The 18,675-nt window shown below is 65.4% G+C and carries 17 protein-coding genes; 7 read left to right on the top strand and 10 right to left on the bottom strand.

Translation table 11 applies throughout. The annotated features are described in order from the left end of the window. Nucleotides 1-715: endonuclease/exonuclease/phosphatase family protein (locus U5805_RS15355; protein ID WP_322104338.1), on the top strand; the 715-nt coding region annotated here is incomplete at its 5' end. A gap of 11 nt (nucleotides 716-726) precedes the next feature. Here U5805_RS15355 and U5805_RS15360 read toward each other — a convergent pair. After that, a complete protein-coding gene (locus U5805_RS15360) occupies nucleotides 727-1,869 on the bottom strand; it encodes a purine nucleoside permease (RefSeq protein ID WP_322104339.1) in 1,143 nt (380 codons plus the stop codon). Nucleotides 1,870-2,206: 337 nt separating this feature from the next. On the opposite strand from U5805_RS15360, the gene U5805_RS15365 reads away from it, so the two are divergent. From U5805_RS15365 to U5805_RS15375, 3 genes are read left to right on the top strand one after another with little or no spacing between them, the layout of a single operon-like run. Next, complete coding sequence (locus tag U5805_RS15365) at nucleotides 2,207-2,824, top strand: DUF2760 domain-containing protein (RefSeq protein ID WP_322104340.1); 618 nt, start codon at nucleotides 2,207-2,209, stop codon at nucleotides 2,822-2,824. Further along, nucleotides 2,821-4,662, top strand: a complete 1,842-nt coding sequence (locus U5805_RS15370; protein ID WP_322104341.1) for an Hsp70 family protein — start codon at nucleotides 2,821-2,823, stop codon at nucleotides 4,660-4,662. Before U5805_RS15365 ends, U5805_RS15370 begins: the two co-directional genes overlap by 4 nt. Nucleotides 4,663-4,680: 18 nt before the next feature. Then, complete coding sequence (locus U5805_RS15375; RefSeq protein ID WP_322104505.1) at nucleotides 4,681-7,566, top strand: Hsp70 family protein; 2,886 nt, start codon at nucleotides 4,681-4,683, stop codon at nucleotides 7,564-7,566. On the opposite strand, the gene U5805_RS15380 is transcribed toward U5805_RS15375, so the two are convergent. After that, on the bottom strand, nucleotides 7,547-7,699 hold the full coding sequence (locus U5805_RS15380) for a hypothetical protein (protein WP_322104342.1): 153 nt from the start codon (nucleotides 7,697-7,699) through the stop codon (nucleotides 7,547-7,549). The two genes, U5805_RS15375 and U5805_RS15380, sit on opposite strands and share 20 nt — an antisense overlap. On the opposite strand from U5805_RS15380, the gene U5805_RS15385 reads away from it, so the two are divergent. Further along, entirely contained in the window at nucleotides 7,698-8,438 is a 741-nt protein-coding gene (locus tag U5805_RS15385) for a YceH family protein (protein ID WP_322104343.1), read from the top strand. The genes U5805_RS15380 and U5805_RS15385 overlap by 2 nt on opposite strands. A 175-nt stretch (nucleotides 8,439-8,613) precedes the next feature. Here U5805_RS15385 and U5805_RS15390 read toward each other — a convergent pair whose 3' ends face one another. The 3 genes from U5805_RS15390 to U5805_RS15400 form a co-directional block, all read right to left on the bottom strand. Further along, nucleotides 8,614-9,468 (bottom strand): alpha/beta hydrolase, encoded by an 855-nt coding sequence (locus U5805_RS15390; protein WP_322104344.1) that lies wholly within the window; start codon nucleotides 9,466-9,468, stop codon nucleotides 8,614-8,616. A gap of 128 nt (nucleotides 9,469-9,596) precedes the next feature. Continuing rightward, entirely contained in the window at nucleotides 9,597-9,983 is a 387-nt protein-coding gene (locus U5805_RS15395) for an SgcJ/EcaC family oxidoreductase (protein ID WP_322104345.1), read from the bottom strand. A 21-nt stretch (nucleotides 9,984-10,004) separates the two neighbouring features. Further along, nucleotides 10,005-11,024 carry a D-cysteine desulfhydrase family protein gene (locus U5805_RS15400; RefSeq protein WP_322104346.1) on the bottom strand — a complete coding sequence of 340 codons (1,020 nt, stop codon included), beginning with the start codon at nucleotides 11,022-11,024 and terminating at the stop codon, nucleotides 10,005-10,007. 227 nt (nucleotides 11,025-11,251) lie between these two features. On the opposite strand from U5805_RS15400, the gene U5805_RS15405 reads away from it, so the two are divergent. After that, the gene (locus U5805_RS15405; protein ID WP_322104347.1) at nucleotides 11,252-11,461 is read left to right on the top strand and encodes a hypothetical protein; all 210 of its coding nucleotides are present in this window, start codon (nucleotides 11,252-11,254) and stop codon (nucleotides 11,459-11,461) included. 346 nt (nucleotides 11,462-11,807) lie between these two features. Here U5805_RS15405 and U5805_RS15410 read toward each other — a convergent pair whose 3' ends face one another. Beyond that, on the bottom strand, nucleotides 11,808-12,446 hold the full coding sequence (locus tag U5805_RS15410) for an SDR family NAD(P)-dependent oxidoreductase (protein ID WP_322104348.1): 639 nt from the start codon (nucleotides 12,444-12,446) through the stop codon (nucleotides 11,808-11,810). A gap of 93 nt (nucleotides 12,447-12,539) precedes the next feature. Between U5805_RS15410 and U5805_RS15415 the strand changes: the two genes are divergently transcribed. Beyond that, nucleotides 12,540-12,698, top strand: coding sequence for a hypothetical protein (locus U5805_RS15415; RefSeq protein ID WP_322104349.1), 159 nt, complete (start codon nucleotides 12,540-12,542; stop codon nucleotides 12,696-12,698). Nucleotides 12,699-12,964: 266 nt separating this feature from the next. Here the strand turns inward: U5805_RS15415 and asnB are convergent, their stop codons facing one another. From asnB to U5805_RS15435, 4 genes are all read right to left on the bottom strand, one after another. Continuing rightward, nucleotides 12,965-14,797, bottom strand: a complete 1,833-nt coding sequence (gene asnB, locus U5805_RS15420; RefSeq protein ID WP_322104350.1) for an asparagine synthase (glutamine-hydrolyzing) — start codon at nucleotides 14,795-14,797, stop codon at nucleotides 12,965-12,967. A 1,183-nt stretch (nucleotides 14,798-15,980) separates the two neighbouring features. Beyond that, nucleotides 15,981-16,208 carry a hypothetical protein gene (locus U5805_RS15425; protein ID WP_322104351.1) on the bottom strand — a complete coding sequence of 76 codons (228 nt, stop codon included), beginning with the start codon at nucleotides 16,206-16,208 and terminating at the stop codon, nucleotides 15,981-15,983. A gap of 37 nt (nucleotides 16,209-16,245) precedes the next feature. Continuing rightward, nucleotides 16,246-17,025, bottom strand: a complete 780-nt coding sequence (locus tag U5805_RS15430; protein ID WP_322104352.1) for a dienelactone hydrolase family protein — start codon at nucleotides 17,023-17,025, stop codon at nucleotides 16,246-16,248. A gap of 168 nt (nucleotides 17,026-17,193) precedes the next feature. Further along, on the bottom strand, nucleotides 17,194-18,672 hold the full coding sequence (locus U5805_RS15435) for an HD domain-containing phosphohydrolase (protein WP_322104353.1): 1,479 nt from the start codon (nucleotides 18,670-18,672) through the stop codon (nucleotides 17,194-17,196). Nucleotides 18,673-18,675: the final 3 nt, after the last annotated feature.

Here is an 18,675-nt window from a genome sequence, read left to right on the forward strand (position 1 = left end):
CGCCGACCACGCCGACCACGCCGACCACGCCGACCACGCCGACCACGCCGACCACGCCGACCACGCCGACCACGCCGATCACGCCGACCACGCCGATCACGCCGACGTGCTGCGCGTGCTCGCCGACCAGACCGGCTGGCACGCCGTGGCCGGACCGACCATCGACACGCCCGCGCGCCGTTACGGCAACGCCGTGCTCACGCGCTGGCCGATCACGGAAACGCGCACGCTCGATCTCTCGTTCGGCAGCCGCGAGCCGCGCGGCGCGCTCGACGTCGACATCCTGCATCGCGGCGAACCGATCCGTATCGTCGCCACGCATCTCGGCTTGAGCCTGCGCGAGCGCCGCGCGCAAATCGCGCAACTGCTCGCCGCCTTCGACCGGCCCACGCTGCCCGTGATTCTCGCGGGCGACATCAACGAATGGCTGCTCTGGGGCCGCGCGCTGCGCATGCTCACGGCGCATTTTCGCGCCGCGCCCGCGCCGGCCACGTTTCCGTCGCGGCGGCCGCTGCTCGCGCTCGACCGCATCTGGATGCATCCGGCCGCTCGCCTGCTGAGCGTGCGCGCCTATCGCGACGGGCACGCGCGCGTGGCATCGGATCATCTGCCGTTAGTCGCGGAAATTCTCGCCGCCGACGCAACCGCGCCTGCCCCCGTGAGCGCCGCCGCCTCTGTCGTCACCGCCGCCGGCACCGCAGCACACAGCGCCTGAGACCGCGTCGATCAAGGCGCGGCGGGCACCCCTTCGCGCCACGCGCTCCAGTTTCCGGCGATGGCCGACACCAGCGGATAGCCCGCGCGGTAAAGATTTTCGAGCGCGGGTGCGAAGCCGCCCTGGCTCGCGTAGCCGAGCAGGTTCGCGGCGTTGCTTTCGCCCTCGTACGGCCGGTCGAAGTCCGACCCGGCGCGCAGCACCGCCACGCGGTCGAGGTCGACGCGCTGCGCCGCCGCCGCGCGCTTGAGCGCCTCGTAGGTCGCGTTGTCCTCTTGCTGCGTCATGCAGTAACGGCCCTGGCCGTCGGTGAGCTGGCGCGTGAATCCGGTTGCGCGCTCGCCGAGCGCCGTGCCGGAAAACCAGGTGTCGTCGGAGACGGAGTCGCAGCGGATCACCGTGGGCGCGCGGTTCGCGGGTGCGTAAGCGGGTGCGTAAGCGTATCGGGCGCGCGCGGTTTTCGCTTCGGCGCTGTCGGCGAGCGCGACGCCGCGCGAGAGTGCGAAGGCGGCATCGGCGAGCTTCGGGTTCAGGCGGAATACTTCGGTGCGATAGTCGAGCGGCGGCTTTTGCGCGGGATTTTTCGTGTTGATGCCGAGATAGCCGGTGGGCCAGCCGCGCGGGCGACCGTCGCCGTCGATCTCCCATTGCAGCCCGAAATCGACGAGCCAGTCGGCCCACGCCGCCGATCCCACGGTGCCCAGATGCGGATTCACGCCCGCGATGCCCGCGACGAGAAAATACGCGCGGCGCAAGTCGAACTGCGGCGCGAAGGCGAGCGCCATGGTCGAGGCGGCGGCGTTCGCGTGGCCCATGCCGGTCGTCATCACGCACACGTCGCTGGCGTTGCACCGCACCTCGGGATAGTCGGGCGACAAACCGGCCACGCGCACCGCCTGCCACGGCCCGAGCCGGTCGAGCCAGGTTTTGGCCTCGGGCGCGAACATCGTCACGATCATCACCTTGACCGGGCGCGGCGGCTGCGCGTCATCAGCTTTCGCGCCGGTTGGCGTCGCTTCGCCGGGTGTCGCATTGGTCTGCGCCGATACGGCGGGCCGTGGCCCGGAGGCGCAGGCCGCGAGCAAACCGGCAGCAGCGGCAGCGACGGTGAAGGCGAGGGCAACGGCCGATAAGGCGAACGGACGACTTGGCATCGGATAACTCCTTGTTCGATTGGCGGAATATTGCCTCGAACAGCCCGTTCGCGCCCCGAATGTGGCCCCGGATGTGCTCCCGCATGTGCCCCCGCATGTGCCCGAATCTGGCCTGAATGCGATCCGGATGTGGCCCGGCCCGAGGCTTGCCGGGACGCGAGGAAAGGGCCTTCGCACTTATCCGATCGTCCATTTTGTCCGGCTTCGCGCCGCGACAAGGCAAAATAACGGTTTCGAGCCCGCGCGCGGGCTCCTGATTTTTCCGCCGGGCCGCTTTCGTGCGCGGCGGATCGGCTGCCGCTCGCGGCGAGCCTCAGCGATATTTGGAGTCGTCTTCATGCCCGAATCGAACCTGTCTTTCTTCGGCCGCGTTTCCGTCGCGCTCGGATCGTTTTTCGCGATCCTCGGCGACGGCGAACTGGCCGCTAACGTGCGTCGCCTGCGCGAGGGCGCGTCGCTATCCTCGGCGCCCGCCGCCGCGCCCGCGCCCGCCGCCGCGGCGCCGGTCGCGAAGCCGGAAACGCCGCCCGTCGCCAAACCGGCGCCGCAGCCCGCGCCCACGGTAATCAAGGAGTCGAGCCCCGACGCCGCGCTGCAACTGCTCGGCCTGCTCCAGCGCAACGCGCGCTTCGTCGATTTCGTCGAGGAGGAAATCAAGGGCTATTCCGATGCCGATATCGGCGCGGCCGCGCGCATCGTCCACGAAGGCTGCCGCGCCACGCTGCGCGACCACTTCACGATCCGCCCCGTGCGCAGCGAGGCCGAAGGCGCGCGCATCACGCTCGCGCCGGGCTTCGACGCCGCCGCCGTGCGCCTGACCGGCAACGTCGTGGGCGAAGCGCCGTTCACGGGCAGCCTCACGCATCGCGGCTGGCGCGTCGAGGAAGTGAAGCTGCCGCAACTCGTCAAGACCCACGATGCGCGCATCGTCGCGCCCGCCGAGGTGGAACTGTGAGCGCGCGTTATTCGATCGGCGTCGATCTGGGCACGACGCATTGCGCGCTGTCTTATGTCGATCTCGCGAGCAGCGAGGGCGAGAAAACCCAGCAAGGCGTGCTTGCCGTGACGCAGCTCACGGCGCCGGGCACGCTCGAAGCGCCCGACTTGCTGCCTTCGTTTCTCTATCTGCCGCATCCGGGCGAACTCACGCCGGGCGACCTCACGCTGCCGTGGACGTCCACGCGCGATTACGCCGTGGGCGAACTCGCGCGCAGCCGCGGCGCGGGCACGCCCATTCGCCTCGTGTCGAGCGCGAAAAGCTGGCTTTGCCATCCGGGCGTCGATCGCCGCGCGGCCATTCTGCCCAACGACGCGCCGCCCGAAGTCGAGCGCGTTTCGCCGCTCGAAAGCTCGGTGCGCTACCTCACGCACTTGCGCGAGGCGTGGGACCACGCGCACCCGGACGCGCCGTTCGGCGAGCAGGAAGTCACGGTGACGATTCCCGCGTCGTTCGATCCGGCCGCGCGCGAACTCACGGCCGAAGCCGCGCAGGCGGCGGGCTACGCGAACATGACGCTGCTGGAGGAGCCGCAGGCCGCGCTCTATAGCTGGATTCAGAAAAGCGGCGGCGCGTGGCGCAAGGAAGTGAAGGTCGGCGACATCATCCTCGTGGTGGACGTGGGCGGCGGTACGACCGACCTTTCGCTGATCGCCGTGGTGGAGCGCGAAGGCAATCTCGAACTGCACCGCGTGGCCGTGGGCGAGCACATCCTGCTCGGCGGCGACAACATGGACCTCGCGCTCGCGCACGTGGTCGCGCGCAAGCTCGCGGCGCAAGGCACGCAAGCCGATCCGTGGCAGTTGCGCGCGCTGACGTACGCGTGCCGCTCGGCGAAGGAAACGCTGCTGAGCGACGCGTCCGTGGAGACGGTGCCGCTCGTCGTGCCTAGCCGCGGCTCGAAGCTGATCGGCGGGTCGATCCGCACCGAGCTTACGCGCGCCGAACTCACGCAGATCATTCTCGAAGGCTTTTTCCCGCAGGTGGAGGCGGCCGCGCGCCCGGCCGTGCGCACGCGCGTCGGTCTCACGCAACTCGGCTTGCCCTACGCGCAGGACGCGGGCGTGACGCGCCATCTCGCGGCGTTTCTCGGCCGCCAGGTGCAGGCGCTCGCGGAAGTGGAGGGCTTCGGCGCGCCGGAGGCGAACGTCACCTTCCTGCATCCCACGGCGGTGCTGTTCAACGGCGGCGTATTCAAGTCGCCGCTGCTCTCGCAACGCGTGATCGACATCCTGAACGGCTGGCTCGCGGCCGAAGGCGCGCCGGCGGCGCGCATGCTGAGCGGCGCCGATCTCGATCTGGCCGTCGCGCGCGGCGCGGCGTACTACGGTTACGTGAAGCGCGGGCGCGGCGTGCGCATTCGCGGCGGCACGGCGCGCGCGTACTACGTGGCGGTCGAATCGGCGATGCCGGCGGTTCCCGGCCTCGAGCCGCCGGTTTCGGCGCTGTGCGTGGCGCCGTTCGGCATGGAGGAGGGCAGCGACGCGGCCTTGCCGCCGCAGGAATTCGGCCTCGTGGTGGGCGAGCCGGTGCATTTCCGCTTCTTCGGTTCTTCGGTGCGGCGCCACGATCAGGTCGGCACGATGCTCGACTATTGGTCGCCCGAGGAGCTTCAGGAACTCGAAGCGATTCAGGCCACGCTGCCCACCGAAGGCCGCACGCCCGGCGAAGTCGTGCCGGTGCGCCTGCACGCGCGCGTGACCGAGGCGGGCACGCTCGAACTCGAAGCGATGCCGAGCGGCACGAACGAGCGCTGGAAAGTGGAGTTCGACGTGCGCGGCGGCGCGGCCGACTGAGTTGCGATGAAGCGAGCGATGCAGCAGTACCTCGTGGGCATCGACCTGGGGACGAGCAACACCGTCGTGGCGTATGCGCGCGCGCAGGCGGGCGGCCAGGGCGCCCCGAGCGCCGACGCCACCGAAATTCGCGTGTTCGACGTCGAGCAGTTGACGGGGCTGGGCGAAGTGCGCGCGGAACCGCTCTTGCCTTCGGCGCGCTATCACCCGGCGGCGGGCGAGCTTGACGCCGGCGATCTGCGCTTGCCGTGGCGCACCGGCGAGGGCGACAAGGGCGACAAGGGCGGCAAGGACGATACCGGCAACGCCAACGCCGACGCCAACGCCGACGCCATTACGGGCCGGCTGGCGCGCACGCTGGGCGCGCAGGTGCCGGGGCGGCTCGTCACCAGTGCGAAAAGCTGGCTCTCGCATGCGGCCGTCGATCGCCTCGCGCCCATCCTGCCGTGGGGCGCGCCCGACGACGTGCCCAAGGTCTCGCCCGTCGACGCCAGCGCGAGCTATCTCGCGCACGTGCGCGCGGCGTGGAACCATCGTTTTCCGCATGCGCCGCTCGAAGATCAGGACGTGGTGCTCACCGTGCCCGCCTCGTTCGACGACGGCGCGCGCGCGCTCACGCTCGAAGCCGCGCGGCGCGCGAAGCTGCCGAAGCTGCGGCTGCTCGAGGAGCCGCAGGCGGCGTTCTACGACTGGCTTTATCACCATCGCGAGTCGCTGCGCGAGGAACTCGGCGCGTCACGCCTCGTGCTCGTGTGCGACGTGGGCGGCGGCACGACCGACCTCACGCTCATCAAGGTCGCGTTTGCGGGCGACGACGCGTCGGGCGAGCCGCGCATCGAGCGCATCGGCGTGGGCAATCATCTGATGCTCGGCGGCGACAACATGGATCTGGCGCTCGCCCATCTCGCCGAAAGCCGGCTGGCGGCGGGCGGGCCGCGTTTGTCGGCGGCGAGTTTTTCGCAGCTCGTGGAGCGCTGCCGCGTGGCGAAGGAACAGTTGCTCGACGCCGATGCGCCCGAGTCCGTGCCGGTCACGCTGCTTGGCGCGGGCGCGCGGCTCGTGGGCGGCGCGCGCACGACGCAGCTTGCGCGCGAGGAAGTGGCGCGCGTCGTCGTCGACGGATTCTTTCCGCAGATTGCCGCCGACGAGTCGCCGCGCCGCTCGCGCGCAGCCATCGTCGAATTCGGTTTGCCCTATGCCGCCGACGCGGGCATCACGCGTCACGTGGCGGCGTTCCTGCAACGCTTCGCGGGACCGTCGCGCGAGGCGCTCGGGATATCGGATGCCGCCGCGACGGCCGTGCCGGTGCCCGACACGCTGCTGCTCAACGGCGGCGTGTTTCGCGCGCGCGCGCCGGGCCGCCGTCTTGCCGATACGCTCGGCGCATGGCGCGGCACGCCGCTCAACGTGCTGCAAAACGATCAGCCCGACATTGCCGTGGCGCGCGGCGCGGTGGCGTATGCGCTCGCGCGCGCGGGCCATGCGCCGCGTATCGGCGGCGGCTCGCCGCGCAGCTATTTTCTCGTGCTCGAAGAAGGCGCGGGCGTTCACGAAACGCGCGGCGTGTGCGTGCTGCCGCGCGGCACGGAAGAAGGCCGCGAGCTGCATCTCGAAGATCGCACGTTCGCGCTGCAACTCGGCCATCCGGTGCAATTCCATCTTGCCTCGACGGTTGCCGATACCGCGTGGAAGCCCGGTGAAATCGCCGATCTCGCGCCCGCCGACTTCGTGCGCCTGCCGCCGCTCGCGACGGTCGTGCCCGCGAGCGGCGACGCCGCGGCCGCGCGCGAGCGCGCCGTGAAGCTCACGACGTCGCTCACCGAAGTGGGCACGCTGGAAATGCACTGCATCGCCACCGACGACCCCGCGCAGCGCTGGCTGCTCGAATTCGCGTTGCGCCGCGCGGGCGGCGCGAACGAGGCGGGCGAAGCGAACGAGGCGGGCGCGCGGCGTCATCCGCAACTCGACGCCGCCATCGACGCGATCGAGCGCGTGTTCGGCGCACGCTCCGCAAAAGTGGACGCGAGAGAAGTCAAGCGCCTGCGCGCGCATCTCGAAGAAAAACTCGGGGCGCGCCAGCACTGGGACGGCCCGCTTTTGCGCGAGCTGTTCGGCGCGTTGTGGGAGCGCGCGGGCAAGCGCCGCCGCTCCGCCGATCATGAACGGCTCTGGCTCAATCTCGCGGGCTTTTGCCTGCGGCCGGGCTTCGGCTATCCGCTCGACGAATGGCGCGTGGCGCAACTGTGGACGCTGTTCGACGACGGCATCACGCACGTGAACGAAGGCCAGGTGTGGTCCGAATGGTGGACGCTCTGGCGCCGCGCGGCGGGCGGCCTCGACGAGGCGCAGCAGCACGGTGTGCTCGAAGCCATGACGTTTCTCGAAGAGGCGGCCGGCTCGAAGCGTCACAAGCTGCCGTTCGATCCCGCGAAACTCGCGCACGCGGACATGATCCGCCTCTACGCGTCGCTGGAACAGATCGCGGCCGGGAGCAAGGTGGAGATCGGCGAGCGGCTTTTGCAGCGGCTGCGAAAACCCGGCGAGAATCATCAGACGTGGTGGGCCGTGGGGCGCATCGGCGCGCGCGAGCCGTTCTACGGCAGCGCGCACGGCGTGGTGCCGCCCGAGACCGCCGCGCAATGGCTCGACGCGATTCTCGCGCTCGACTGGAAGAAGGTGGAACCGGCCATGTTCGCGGCCGCGCAGATCGCGCGCATGACCGGCGACCGTTCGCGCGACTTGCCCGACGATTTGCGCGCGGCCGTGCTGCGGCGGCTGGAAAGCGCGAACGCGCCGCCTGCGTGGGCGGCGATGGTGCGCGAAGTCGTCGCGCTCGATACCGCCGACACGGGCCGCGTGTTTGGCGAGGCGCTGCCCGCGGGGCTCAAGCTGATCGGCGCATGAAGCGCATGAAGCGCATGAAGCGCATTAGGCGCATGAAGCGCTTGAAGTGCGAGGCCGGCGCGGTGGCTTTTTGGCGCGCCGCGCGTATCATCGAACGCCTGATCCATCGACGAAGGTAATCGACGAAGCCCATGAATACTCCTGCCGATGCTTCCTCGCCGCGCACGCTGCGCGCGCTCACGCCGCTCGAGGCGCGCATCGTCGGTGTGCTGGCGGAAAAGCAGCACACCGTGCCCGACACGTATCCGCTCTCGCTCAACGCGCTCACGCTCGGCTGCAATCAGAAAACGGCGCGCACGCCCGTCATGAACGCGAGCGAAGCCGACGTGCTCGCCGCCATCGAAGAACTCAAGCTGCTGAGCCTCGTGTTCGAAGGCAGCAGCAGCCGCGTGCCGCGTTTCGAGCACAACCTGAACCGCGTGCTGAACGTGCCGAGCCAGGCGGCGGCGCTTCTGACCGTGCTGCTGTTGCGCGGCGCGCAAACGGCCGCCGAACTGCGGCTGAATTCGGCGCGTCTGCATGGTTTCGCCGATGTGTCGTCGGTCGAAAGCTTTCTGGAGGAACTGGCCGAACGCGAGCCGCCGCTCGTCGTGAAACTGCCGCGCGCGCCCGGCGAGCGCGAAAGCCGCTGGATGCACTTGCTGTGCGGAGAAACGAGCGTGACGGCCGCGGCTGCGGCCTATGCCGGCGATGCCGCGCCTCGCGAGACGGGCGGCGGCGCAACTATTTCTTTTGCCGATTTCGAGGCGCTGCGTGGCGAGCAGCAGCGTTTGAGCGACGAGGTCGCGCGCTTGCAGGCGCTGGTCGAGCGCATGGCGGCGGAGCTGGGGATTCCGATCGACACGCGCGCGAGCGATGCGTCGGCGGATTAGGCGCGAAGCCGTTTGGTGTGAGACCGGCCCGAGTCGATCGTGGCCGGCTGCTATCGTTCCAGATAGTTAGGAGGACGATATATTCGAAGCGCGAATTCTCGATATGTCGAACGCAGGGTTCGCGCACGCAATGAAGGCGCCCGTCATGCGTTCCGAAAGGCGCGCACCGAGCGCTTTACCCCTGCGTAATAAACGTGTGCAGATGGCTGTTGAAAATGTCGGGGTGCGTGCCGTTCATGCCGTGCGTCGCGCCCTTGATCGTCACGCGGCGCGCGTAACCGGTCCACTGTTCGAGCGCTTCCACGTTGTTGCGAAACATGAGCGGGCTGCGCTGGCCGTCGATCAGCAGCGTGCGGCACTTGATCTCGGCGGCCGCGCGCGGACCGTAGGCGGGCAGCGGGTCCTGCAACTGCTTCGGCAGCGTCGTCGCGTTGGCGATGGCCATCTGGCGGAAGCCTTCCGTGCTCTTCTTCCACGCGCCCGGCATGCTCACGGAATCGACGAACAATTCCAGGCCCGTTTCCACTTCGCCGCGATGGATGAAGTCGGCCGCGCGCGTGCGCAGCGCGTTGGTCGCGGGCGGCAGCACGGCGTTGTCCTCTTCGATGCGCGCGAGCGGGCCGCCCGGATCGGCGAGCACCAGCGAGCGCACGAGCCGCGGATAACGGCGCGCGAGATTCCAGGCGATCGACCCGCCGCGAGAATGCCCGACCAGATGGACCGATTCGAGACCCAGCGCCGCGATGAAATCGGCGAGTTCGGCAACGTGGCTTTCCCAGCCGAAGTCGCCCTGAATCACGGCGTCGGCGGCGGGCCAGTAGTGGCTCAGGCTCGGGGCGATGCAGCGAAAATGGCCGGAGAGACCGTCGAGCTGCGGCATCCAGTACCGGTAATCGCAGAGCGACCCATGCACGAACAGCAGCGGCTCGCCTTCGCCGCGTTCGAGGAACGGCAGGGCGATACCCGATTGCAGCGTGGCGTACGAAAGATCGGGCGCGGCGAGTAGGGAAGGATCGATGCGTTGATTCAAGAGAGTGCTCCGGCGTATGGCGTCACTTTGCCGCAAGCGCCCGATTAAGGGAAACTCAATAAATTGAACGGATCAATCAGTTTTTCTGATACCGGCGGAACTCGCTGACGGCGCCAGGGCTGGCGCCGCTACTTTTTCACGTCGACAAGATTGGCGTCGCGCGCGAGCAACCAGCGGCCGTCGCCGTTTTTGCGCAACAGCGTGAGCGTGTATCCGGCGCGGCGCAGCGGCTGCGCCGCGCCCGGCGGTGTAACGGCAATGTCGATGCGATTGCGGACGAAAGCCCAGTCGCCCAGCACCTGAAGCTCGACGATTTCTGCGGTGCCGTCCACGCGCATGCCCTGCTGCGCGCGCGACATCGCCGCAAATTCGGCTTTGCCGAACGGCTCGCGGCCGGGCACGCTGAACACCACGTCGTCGGTCATGAGGCCCAGCACTTTCTCCGTGTCGCCCGCGCGGCTGGCTTCCATCCACGTGTCGATCAGTTCGCGAATTGCGCTTTCGTCGTCGGTCATGGCGGTTCCTGGTTTGCGCGCTCAGAACGCGCTGCGGTAGGCGAACAGGCCGGGCACGCCGCCGCTCATCACGAACAGCACGTTCTCGCCGGGTGCATGGCGGCCCGAGCGCACCGCCGCGATCACGCCGGCGAACGCCTTGCCGCTGTAGACGGGATCGAGCAGCAGACCTTCCTGCGAGGCCATCAGGCGCACCGCTTCGCGCATGGCGTCGGTGGGCATGCCGTAGCCTTCGCCAAGCTGGCTTTCGTCGATGACAACCGCTTCCGCCGCGATGCCCGGCACGCCGCCGACGAGGCGCGCCGTGGCGTTGGCCTTGTCGAGCGTGATGCCGTGCGCGTGATCGGCCTTCGAATAGACGGCGTACGCATGCACGAGGCGCGGGTCGACGCCCAGCGCCGCGAAGCCCGCGACGAGTCCCGCGTGCATGCCGCCGCTGCCGTTGGGCACCACGACGCGCGCAAAGCCGGTGCCGAGCGCGTGCGCTTGCGCGAGGATTTCGGCGGCGCACGCGGCGTAACCCAGGCAGCCTACGGCACTCGATCCGCCGAGCGGGCACACGTAAACCTTGCGGCCTTGCGCGCGCAGTTCGTCGGCGCGGGCGTTCGCATAGTCGAGCGCGTCGGCCGTGCCGGAGAGGTCATGCACGCGCGCGCCGAACAACGCGTCGAGCACGATGTTGCCGTTTTCCAGGTAGTCGGCGTCGAAGCGGGGCACCGCGCGCGTGAGCACGAGTTCGCACTGCAAGCCCACGCGCGCCGCGGCGGCGGCCGTGAGCCGCGCGTGATTCGACTGCCGCGCGCCCACGGTGATGATGGTGTCCGCGTTCGCGGCCAGCGCCTCGCCGATCAGGAATTCGAGCTTGCGCAACTTGTTGCCGCCGCCGCCCAGCCCGTTGAGATCGTCGCGTTTGACGAACAGATTCACGCCGCCGCCCAGATGGGCGCTCAAGCGCGGCAACGGTTGAATGGGCGTCGGTCCTTCGAGCAGATCGTGACGCGGCCAGGCCGAAAGATCGAGCTGATGCGGTGCGTTATTCATTGCGGGCCTGTCGTTAGCGAAAGAGAAAGGCAGCGAAAGAAAGCCTCGCATTATCGCGACGAGTGTAACCGCTATGGGAGATGGCCGCTGGAAGCTCGCCGCAGCCTGTCTATTTCGAAGGTTCTTGCATCCACGTTAATCCGCATTGCGTCGCAGCAACACCGTTTATAGACTGCTTCCATCGACACAATCGTCCACGACGATATTCCCATTTCGGGAGGCTGCACATGAATATCTTTGACACGCCGTGCCAGGCTGCCGGTCCGAGGCTGCATGTATTTCAACAGGAAGGCGGCTGGCATTGGGGCATCACCATCGAACGTTCGACAGGCGGCGGCTTCAAAGTCATCGCCTATAGCGAACACACGTTTCCCGACGAAGACGAAGCCCAGAACGACGGCGATCGCGCCCTCGTCAATCTTTCGGACTTGAGTTGATGGAAAGGGCTTTGTCGCCCTTTCACATCGCTGCTTACTCGCCCGGCTTTATTCTTTCCCCATTGAAACGCGATCGCCCGATCGTGCGGCGCTTGAATGCCCGCTAATCCGCGACAACGCCAGGGCTATTGCTGCATGCACCGAAAAATTGCGCGGATTTATTTTATTTACCCATGCTCACGCGTTCCGTGCGGACGATGCATTAACGATTCAATATGTTTGCCGTCGACAATTGCTAATAGGTAACGGACGGCAAGCCTGCTGAATACTTTTAAAAGCGGTCGGGGCCGCGTTCGCGGTTTCCAATCGTAACCCTCGCAAGGTAAGGCAACGTCGATAAGCGGCGTCATGCGTTCGCGCCGGGCAAAGCATCGGGCATTACCGACACGGCCACGTCCGCCTGCGTTTGCACTTCCGCGAGCCGAGCGGCCAGGGCGTCGCGAATCGACGTGTGCGCCGAGCGGCCCAGCGCGAGCCGTAATGGCCGTGGCTCGCTGTCGAACGCGCGAATCATGGCGTCGACGGTTTTGTCCGCGTCGGCGAATTCGAACACGGCGCCCGAGCGGCCTTCGATGGCTTGACGCACTTGATCGACGGGCGTGCCCGCATAGGCGTCGTTCCACGCGCCGTGGTCGATGCCCGCGCCGAATTGCGTGGACGTGGGGCCCGGTTCGACGATCAGGCATTGAATGCCGAACGCCGCCACTTCCTTCGCCACCGCTTCGACAAAGCCTTCAATGCCCCATTTTGTCGCGTGATACAGGCTGAAACCCGGATACGCGATCTGGCCGCCTTCCGACGACACCTGCACGATGAGCCCTTTTCGTTGCGCGCGCAACGAAGGCAAGGCCGCGCGAACGACGGCGATGGAGCCGAGCAGGTTGGTGTCGATCTGGCGCCGGTGTGACGCCCGCGCGGACGCGAGCGTCGCGTGCCCGCTGACGAAGGGCGCCATCACGCAGTCCCAGACTATCGACGCGTCCATGCCGGGCGACCCGTGCTCGGTGAATGCCGACGCGCTGCTCAAGAAAAGAAAGCCCAACCGTTTGCGACGGCTATGTGCGCTGCCGGAGCGACGGTGACGATGGACAACGTGCAGGACTTCGCGCAATCCGCGTTGCCGCCACTCGGCCAGATCGCGGGCACGTTGCCTCTCGATCCGGCCACGCTGAAGGGGGTTCATTACGGACTGACGGCCGCCGAAACGGCGATAGGTGTGGCAGGCGTGAACACGTAGAACATCGCGGCTGCGCAGTCGTCCCAAGGGGTGAGCGGAGTTGAGGCCACGCAGTAGAGCGGCCAGAAATGACAAAAGCCTCAGGTTGTCGGAGCCCCAGGGCTTTGTGGCTGCTGCTTCGTGGGCACATCGCCGCGACGTGCTTTTACTTCTTCATCCCGGGGGGGGAGTTCATATTGAGCACCATCTGTGGTGTAGTGTGATCGGAAAGCTCAAGCGATCCACAGGAGTCAGTGCTCGTCACGCATTAATCTGAAAATTGGTGTTTACGTATCGATCTTGTCAAGCCAGCAGCTTAGACTGATCAGTAAAAAAATATGACGGGAATACCCCGATCCGCGTTTGAATAAACTAATCACGCGTTCAATTGTAGTTTTTGGAATAATCGAGTGAAGCGGATTTCCAGAATCTAGGAGGCGTTCTGAGATAAGACTATTTGAGAAAATCCATTTGTGTATCGGAGATTCGAAGCCTAGTTTCTTTCGCTCTACAATTTCCCTGGGAAGACGACGTTGAGCGAGCGCCTTGTGAACGATCTTGGATTTCGTAAATCCCAATTTGAATTTTGACGGAAGACTATCTATAAAATCCACCAAATCATTGTCAAGCATTGGGACTCTGCACTCAATAGAGTGGGCCATTGTGATCTTGTCTGTATACATCAAGAGATCGTCGGCCAAGCTCGTCTTCATGTCTAGACGCATCAGCGTTTCAGTAAGTGTACTATTTCTATTCGCTAAGGCATCAAGGTGATAGGACAAAAGCTCGCCAGATGGGTTGGCAGTGTGTTTCAAGATTGCCGAAATTTCGCGTCGGTTAAAGACTGCGTGAATAGCGCGAACCTTGTCGAGTTGGGTAGGGGACGCATATGTCTCCATAGTACGGAGCAAAGTTTCATTCGAGATCCCTAAAAATGTAAAGGCTGATCTGCCCAATCGCGCAGCAATTTTGGGGAAAACAGGATCCAGGATCGAACCGCGATATCGATTGTATCCACCCAGTTGCTCGTCTGCCCCTTGGCCTGATAGCGTCACTGCAACCTCTTTCGAGGCAGCTTTCGCGAGATAGTACATTGGGATGATCGACGTGGTTGCTATGGGTTCTTCAACGGTCTCAAGTATTGTAAATATCGAATTATCAAACTCATCCTGGCCAATCGTTACGGGGCGGTGCTCAAGACCTAGCTGATCGGCTGAAATCTTCGCTGCCAGGATTTCATCTACTGCTCCGCCTTCACGAAATCCAACAGTAAAGGCCTTGAGGCAATTGCTTGACGCTTGCGAAGCAAAACTACCTATCAGCGCCGAATCCAGTCCGCCACTAAGGAAGATGCCAACCTCCACATCGCTCATCAGCTGTCGTTGCACTGCAGCGGACAAAATAGACTCATAAGATTCGATCGCTTCCTCAAATGAGCCGGTGAACCGGTTCAAAAAATTCGCACTAAAAAAAGGTTGTTGAATTGGCGATAAGATCTTTCCGCGAAGTTCGATCTTAAGAAAGTGACCGGGGCGGAGCTTCTGAACGTTATCGTAGAGGGTTGCAGGCGAGGGGACGTACCGAAGCTCGAGAAGGCACGCCAGGTTCTCAAGTGACAATCGCCCTCGAGAAGGGGGCGGAATTGCCCTGATTTCCGAGCTGAAAACAAGGCCTTCGTTGGTTTGAGAATAATAGAGTGGCTTTACGCCAAACCGGTCCCGGGCAAGATATAGAGTCATCTCCTGGGTATCAACAATGGCCAGTGAAAATATACCATTGAGGTCTCTCAGGCTTTCCACGCCGTAGTGAATAAAATATTCGAGAACGGTTTCCGTATCGCTTTGCCCGCGCCAGATCACATGGGGTAGCCGCGTGCGAAGTTCGAGATGGTTATAGACTTCCCCATTGAAAATGATACTGAAACGCCCGTTGGCAGCTCGCATGGGTTGGGCGCCTGCATCGCTTAGCTCGACTATAGCCAGGCGCCGGTGCCCCAAATAGACGGTGTGCTCCGTGAAAATATGGCGCTCTAGCCCAGAACCGTCCGGCCCTCGGTGCGCAAGGGTTGCTAACTGCTGCTCGTCGAGCGCGATATCAATTGAGCCCAGAATTCCACACATTTTTGATCCTCGAATCAGCGTTTTGAGCGGACCTCGGCCGCGGCGCCAGCGTGCCACGATCCCAGGTGGTACTTTTTTGTTGCTCAACGCGGCGGGAAATGATGGGGCGGTGCGATCCGCTGAAAGACGAAGACCTAGCTTTGTGGGCCGGTATTCGTAGGGTAAGGCGGTGATCCTGCGACCGTCCGCTCTGAAGGAGGCGCGCAGCGTGCTACAAGATACCACCCGCGCTATTCCAAAATTGGGAGCCACAGCGCTAGTTGTTCGAGATCAAGTTTGTTTGGGTGATGAGTGAAAAAAGCATGCCACCGAATGGGTGGCTTCTGCGGGCCACCCAATCCGTTCCGTCTTTTAAATGCTGGCGCCGTCGTATGCGCGTTTCATTGGTTGCCCGTGCAGTCAAGTCACCGTGCAGGCATTCCGCGGCGGCACGAGCCTTGAGGCGCGCGAGGTCATGCCTCACATGTACCGCGACGGCGAAGAGATCACGTAGATTGTGCTGATCAATGGCTGCGACCCGGTGCACTGACAGAAATCGACAACGCATCGCTACCCGTTCCGAACCTGAGGATCATCCAATCGAGGGTTATCGAGGCGCTTCCCGCTTGACGCCGGTGCGGCCCGACGCGGCCTGAACTGGACAACGTTCGAAGCCAGTTCGCCGGCCGGCGGTGTACCGGAGCAGCAGCCCTCGATGAATCGCGCCCATGCTTCCATCGCGGCCCGGCGCTCCGGAATCTCTTCGCGGACATCGTAGGTGCCCTCGACACCGGGCAGCTAGTGGCTGAGGGCAATTTCGCTGATCTCGCGTGAGCAGTCAGGATTGCGTAATGTTCTTTCGCCATCGAGCGAGTGTCGTGAGGGTGAACGGCCGATGTCCCAAGCCGCGTCGATCAAACGCTTCCCGTAGGCTTCGAGCCAATTACGTCCTTCGAGATGTGGACAGTTTTGCGGCCGCGCTTTCTGGATGGACACGGCCAAACGGTGTCGCTCGTGAGCGCCATCAACTCCTTAATCCATCCCACGACCAGCGGCAGTAGCGGCATCAGAAATTCCTGCCGTGGCTTCGTTGCCTCCGCACGCACCTTCCACGCTCCGCGAGCAAGGTCGATCAACGCTCGTTCTGTCGTTATGAGCTCGCGAGCGCGAACGCATTTCACGAGGGAGGAGTCGGCGCATCAAGCTATTTCGTGACGACTGGCCGTTGCAGGAGCGCGCGAGCCGGATCCAGCACGTCGACTTTTTTCTTCGGCTTGTCGAACGATTTGTCGTGGCTCGCGTGGGCGCTTGGCAAACCCGTGGTGACGATCAGCGGCTTTACGCATCCACGATCGAATTCGAAATGCCGTGACGTGTGATCAATTGCCACGCGCGCACCACACGAAACACCGAGGCCGCTCCCCACGGCCATCGGCGTCGTGCGCGCAGCGACGCGCGAGGCCGCCGCTTCAGCCCAGCGTGCGCGCGTACAGCGCGAACAGTTCGTTCCAGCCGCGCTCGGCGCCTTGCGAATCGAACACGGGCATGTCCGGCTTCATCCAGCCGTGCAGCTTACCTTCGTAAATCTCGCTCGTGTGCTTGACGCCCGCTTCGGCGAGCGCGGCGTTGAAGCGCTCGGCCATTTCGGGCGGATAGTTCTGGTCCTTGTCCGCGCCCGCCACCAGCACTTCGGCCTTCACCTTCGGCAGTTGCAGATGGGGGCTAGTCGGTTGGTCGGTGGCGAGATTGCCGCCGTGGAAGCTGGCCGCCGCCGCAACACGCTCGGGATACCATGCGGCCGCCGTTAGCGCCATGCCGCCGCCCATGCAGAAACCCACGGTGCCCACCTTGCCGCCCTTCACGTCGTTGCGGCTGTCGAGATACGCGAGCAGCGCGGCGGTGTCGTCGGCGGCCTTGTGGTTGTCGGTGCTCGCCATCATCGGGCCGATGATCGCGCGGAAATCGCCCTTGAACACTTCCTTCGGATCGAGCGGGCCGTAGCTGCCGAAGCGATAGAACAGGTCGGGAAGCAGCACGATGTAGCCGCGCGCCGCGATGTGGCTCGCCATTTCGATCATGGCGGGGCGAATGCCGAACGCGTCCATGTAGAAGATCACGCCCGGCCAACTGCCTTCGCCTTCCGGCTTCAGCACCCAGACGTTGCAAGGACCGTCCTTGGCTTGCACGCTGATCTGGGTCTGATTGACGCCGTAAGCGTTCACCGACGCGACGGGATTCGAGTTTGACATTGAAAGAGTCCTGGTAATAAAAATGCAAGCAAGCCTGCAAGCAAAAAGACAAACAAGAGACGAGCGAACGCCTCGCGCGCGCGCTTTTCGTGCGGAGCGACAAGTTTAAGCGAGCTGGATGAACTGTGCTGTCGACATCGCCGGCGCGGCGTCATGGGCGAGCGCGCGTCAAAGCAGTCCCATCGACGAAGCCTTGAGCGTGGCCGCCGCGCGCGTCGAACATTCGAGCTTGCGAAACACGCTTTCCACGTGCGTGCGCACGGTGCTGGGGCTGAGCGTCAATTCGCGCGCGGCTTCCTTGTTGCTCGCGCCGCGCGAAATGGCGCGCAGCACCTCGATCTCGCGCGCCGAAAGACGCGCGCCCTGCGAGGCAACGCTTGCGGGCCGTTTGACGATGGCGCCCTCGGCGAGCAACGCCTCCACCGCTTCGCCGCACAGCCGGCCGTTGGCGGCCTCCTCGCGCAACTGCTGCGCCGCGCTTTCGGCGCTCATCGCCGCGCGCCACGGCCGCGCCGAACGCAACGCGACCCACGCCACCGCGGCCGCGAGCACGCGCGCCTCGGATGTCAATGCCGCGTCGCGCGCGCCGCGAAAATAGCCCGATCCGTCGAGCCGTTCGTACGCATACGAGGCGAGTTCGGCCGCTTCGCCCAGCGCGCCCGCTTGTCTGCCCGCGCGCGCGGTCCAGTACGGCACGAGCCGCACTTTTTCCCACGCGCTTTCCGGCAGGCGCGCGTTCGAGTTCCAGACGCTGTTGGGCACCGCCGCGCGGCCGATGCCATGAATCAGCCCCGCGCGATAGACGCGCGCGTGCGCGGCGCGGTCTTCGATGAGACGCGCGCAGCCCTGCGCCGCCGCGGCCGCCACCGTGCGCGAAAATCCGGTCATCCACGGCAGCTTCAAGTCGATGACGTCGGCGATCAGTTCGGCGGAGGTGTCGTGCTGCATGGCCGGCGTGGCGAGCGCGGCGTCGAGCGCGGCGGGCGGGAGCGCTTGCAGTTCGTCGAGCCAATGCGCTGCTTCGCGCGCGGCGACGGCCACGAGCCGCGCGGGATAGCGCGCGTCGGCGAGTTGCGCGACGAGGCCCAGCGCGCGCTCGATGCCATAGGCGCGGCTGAACGCTTCCAGGTCGCCGGCCAGCGCGACGACGAACACCGCGGCCGGCACCGCGTCGCCCGCCCGATGCTCGGGCAGGCCGTTGCCGTCCCACGTTTCGAAGATGTGGCGCAACGCCGTTTCGGTCGCGCTTGCCAGACCGAGCATGCGCGCCACTTCGCCCGACACCTCGCAATGAATTTGCGCGAGCGGCGCGAGCACCGTGCCCACGCCGCCCAGCGCTTCGAGCGGCGCGGCCCAGCCCGGCCGTCCTTCGACCATCGCGACGCGGCTCTGGATGTCGTCGCCGAACACGTCGGAGAAACCGGCGGCGTTCGCCGTGCAGCCCGACCAGCGCAGCAGCGAGGTTTCGCAAACCGTGTCGCGCACGGCGGCGTCGAGCCCGGCCGCTTGCGCGAGGCGCGCGGCGAGCCAGCCGGTGCGCGGCGAATGGTCGGTCGGCTGCCCCATGCTCAGATCGCCGATGAAGGCGAGCGCTTTCACGGCGTCGAACACGCGAAGCGGGGCGAGGCGGGCTTCGTCGTCGGTCATCGG

Origin of the sequence: Paraburkholderia sp. J41 (assembly GCF_905220235.1) — a bacterium.
In the GTDB taxonomy this organism is placed as follows: Bacteria; Pseudomonadota; Gammaproteobacteria; order Burkholderiales; family Burkholderiaceae; genus Paraburkholderia.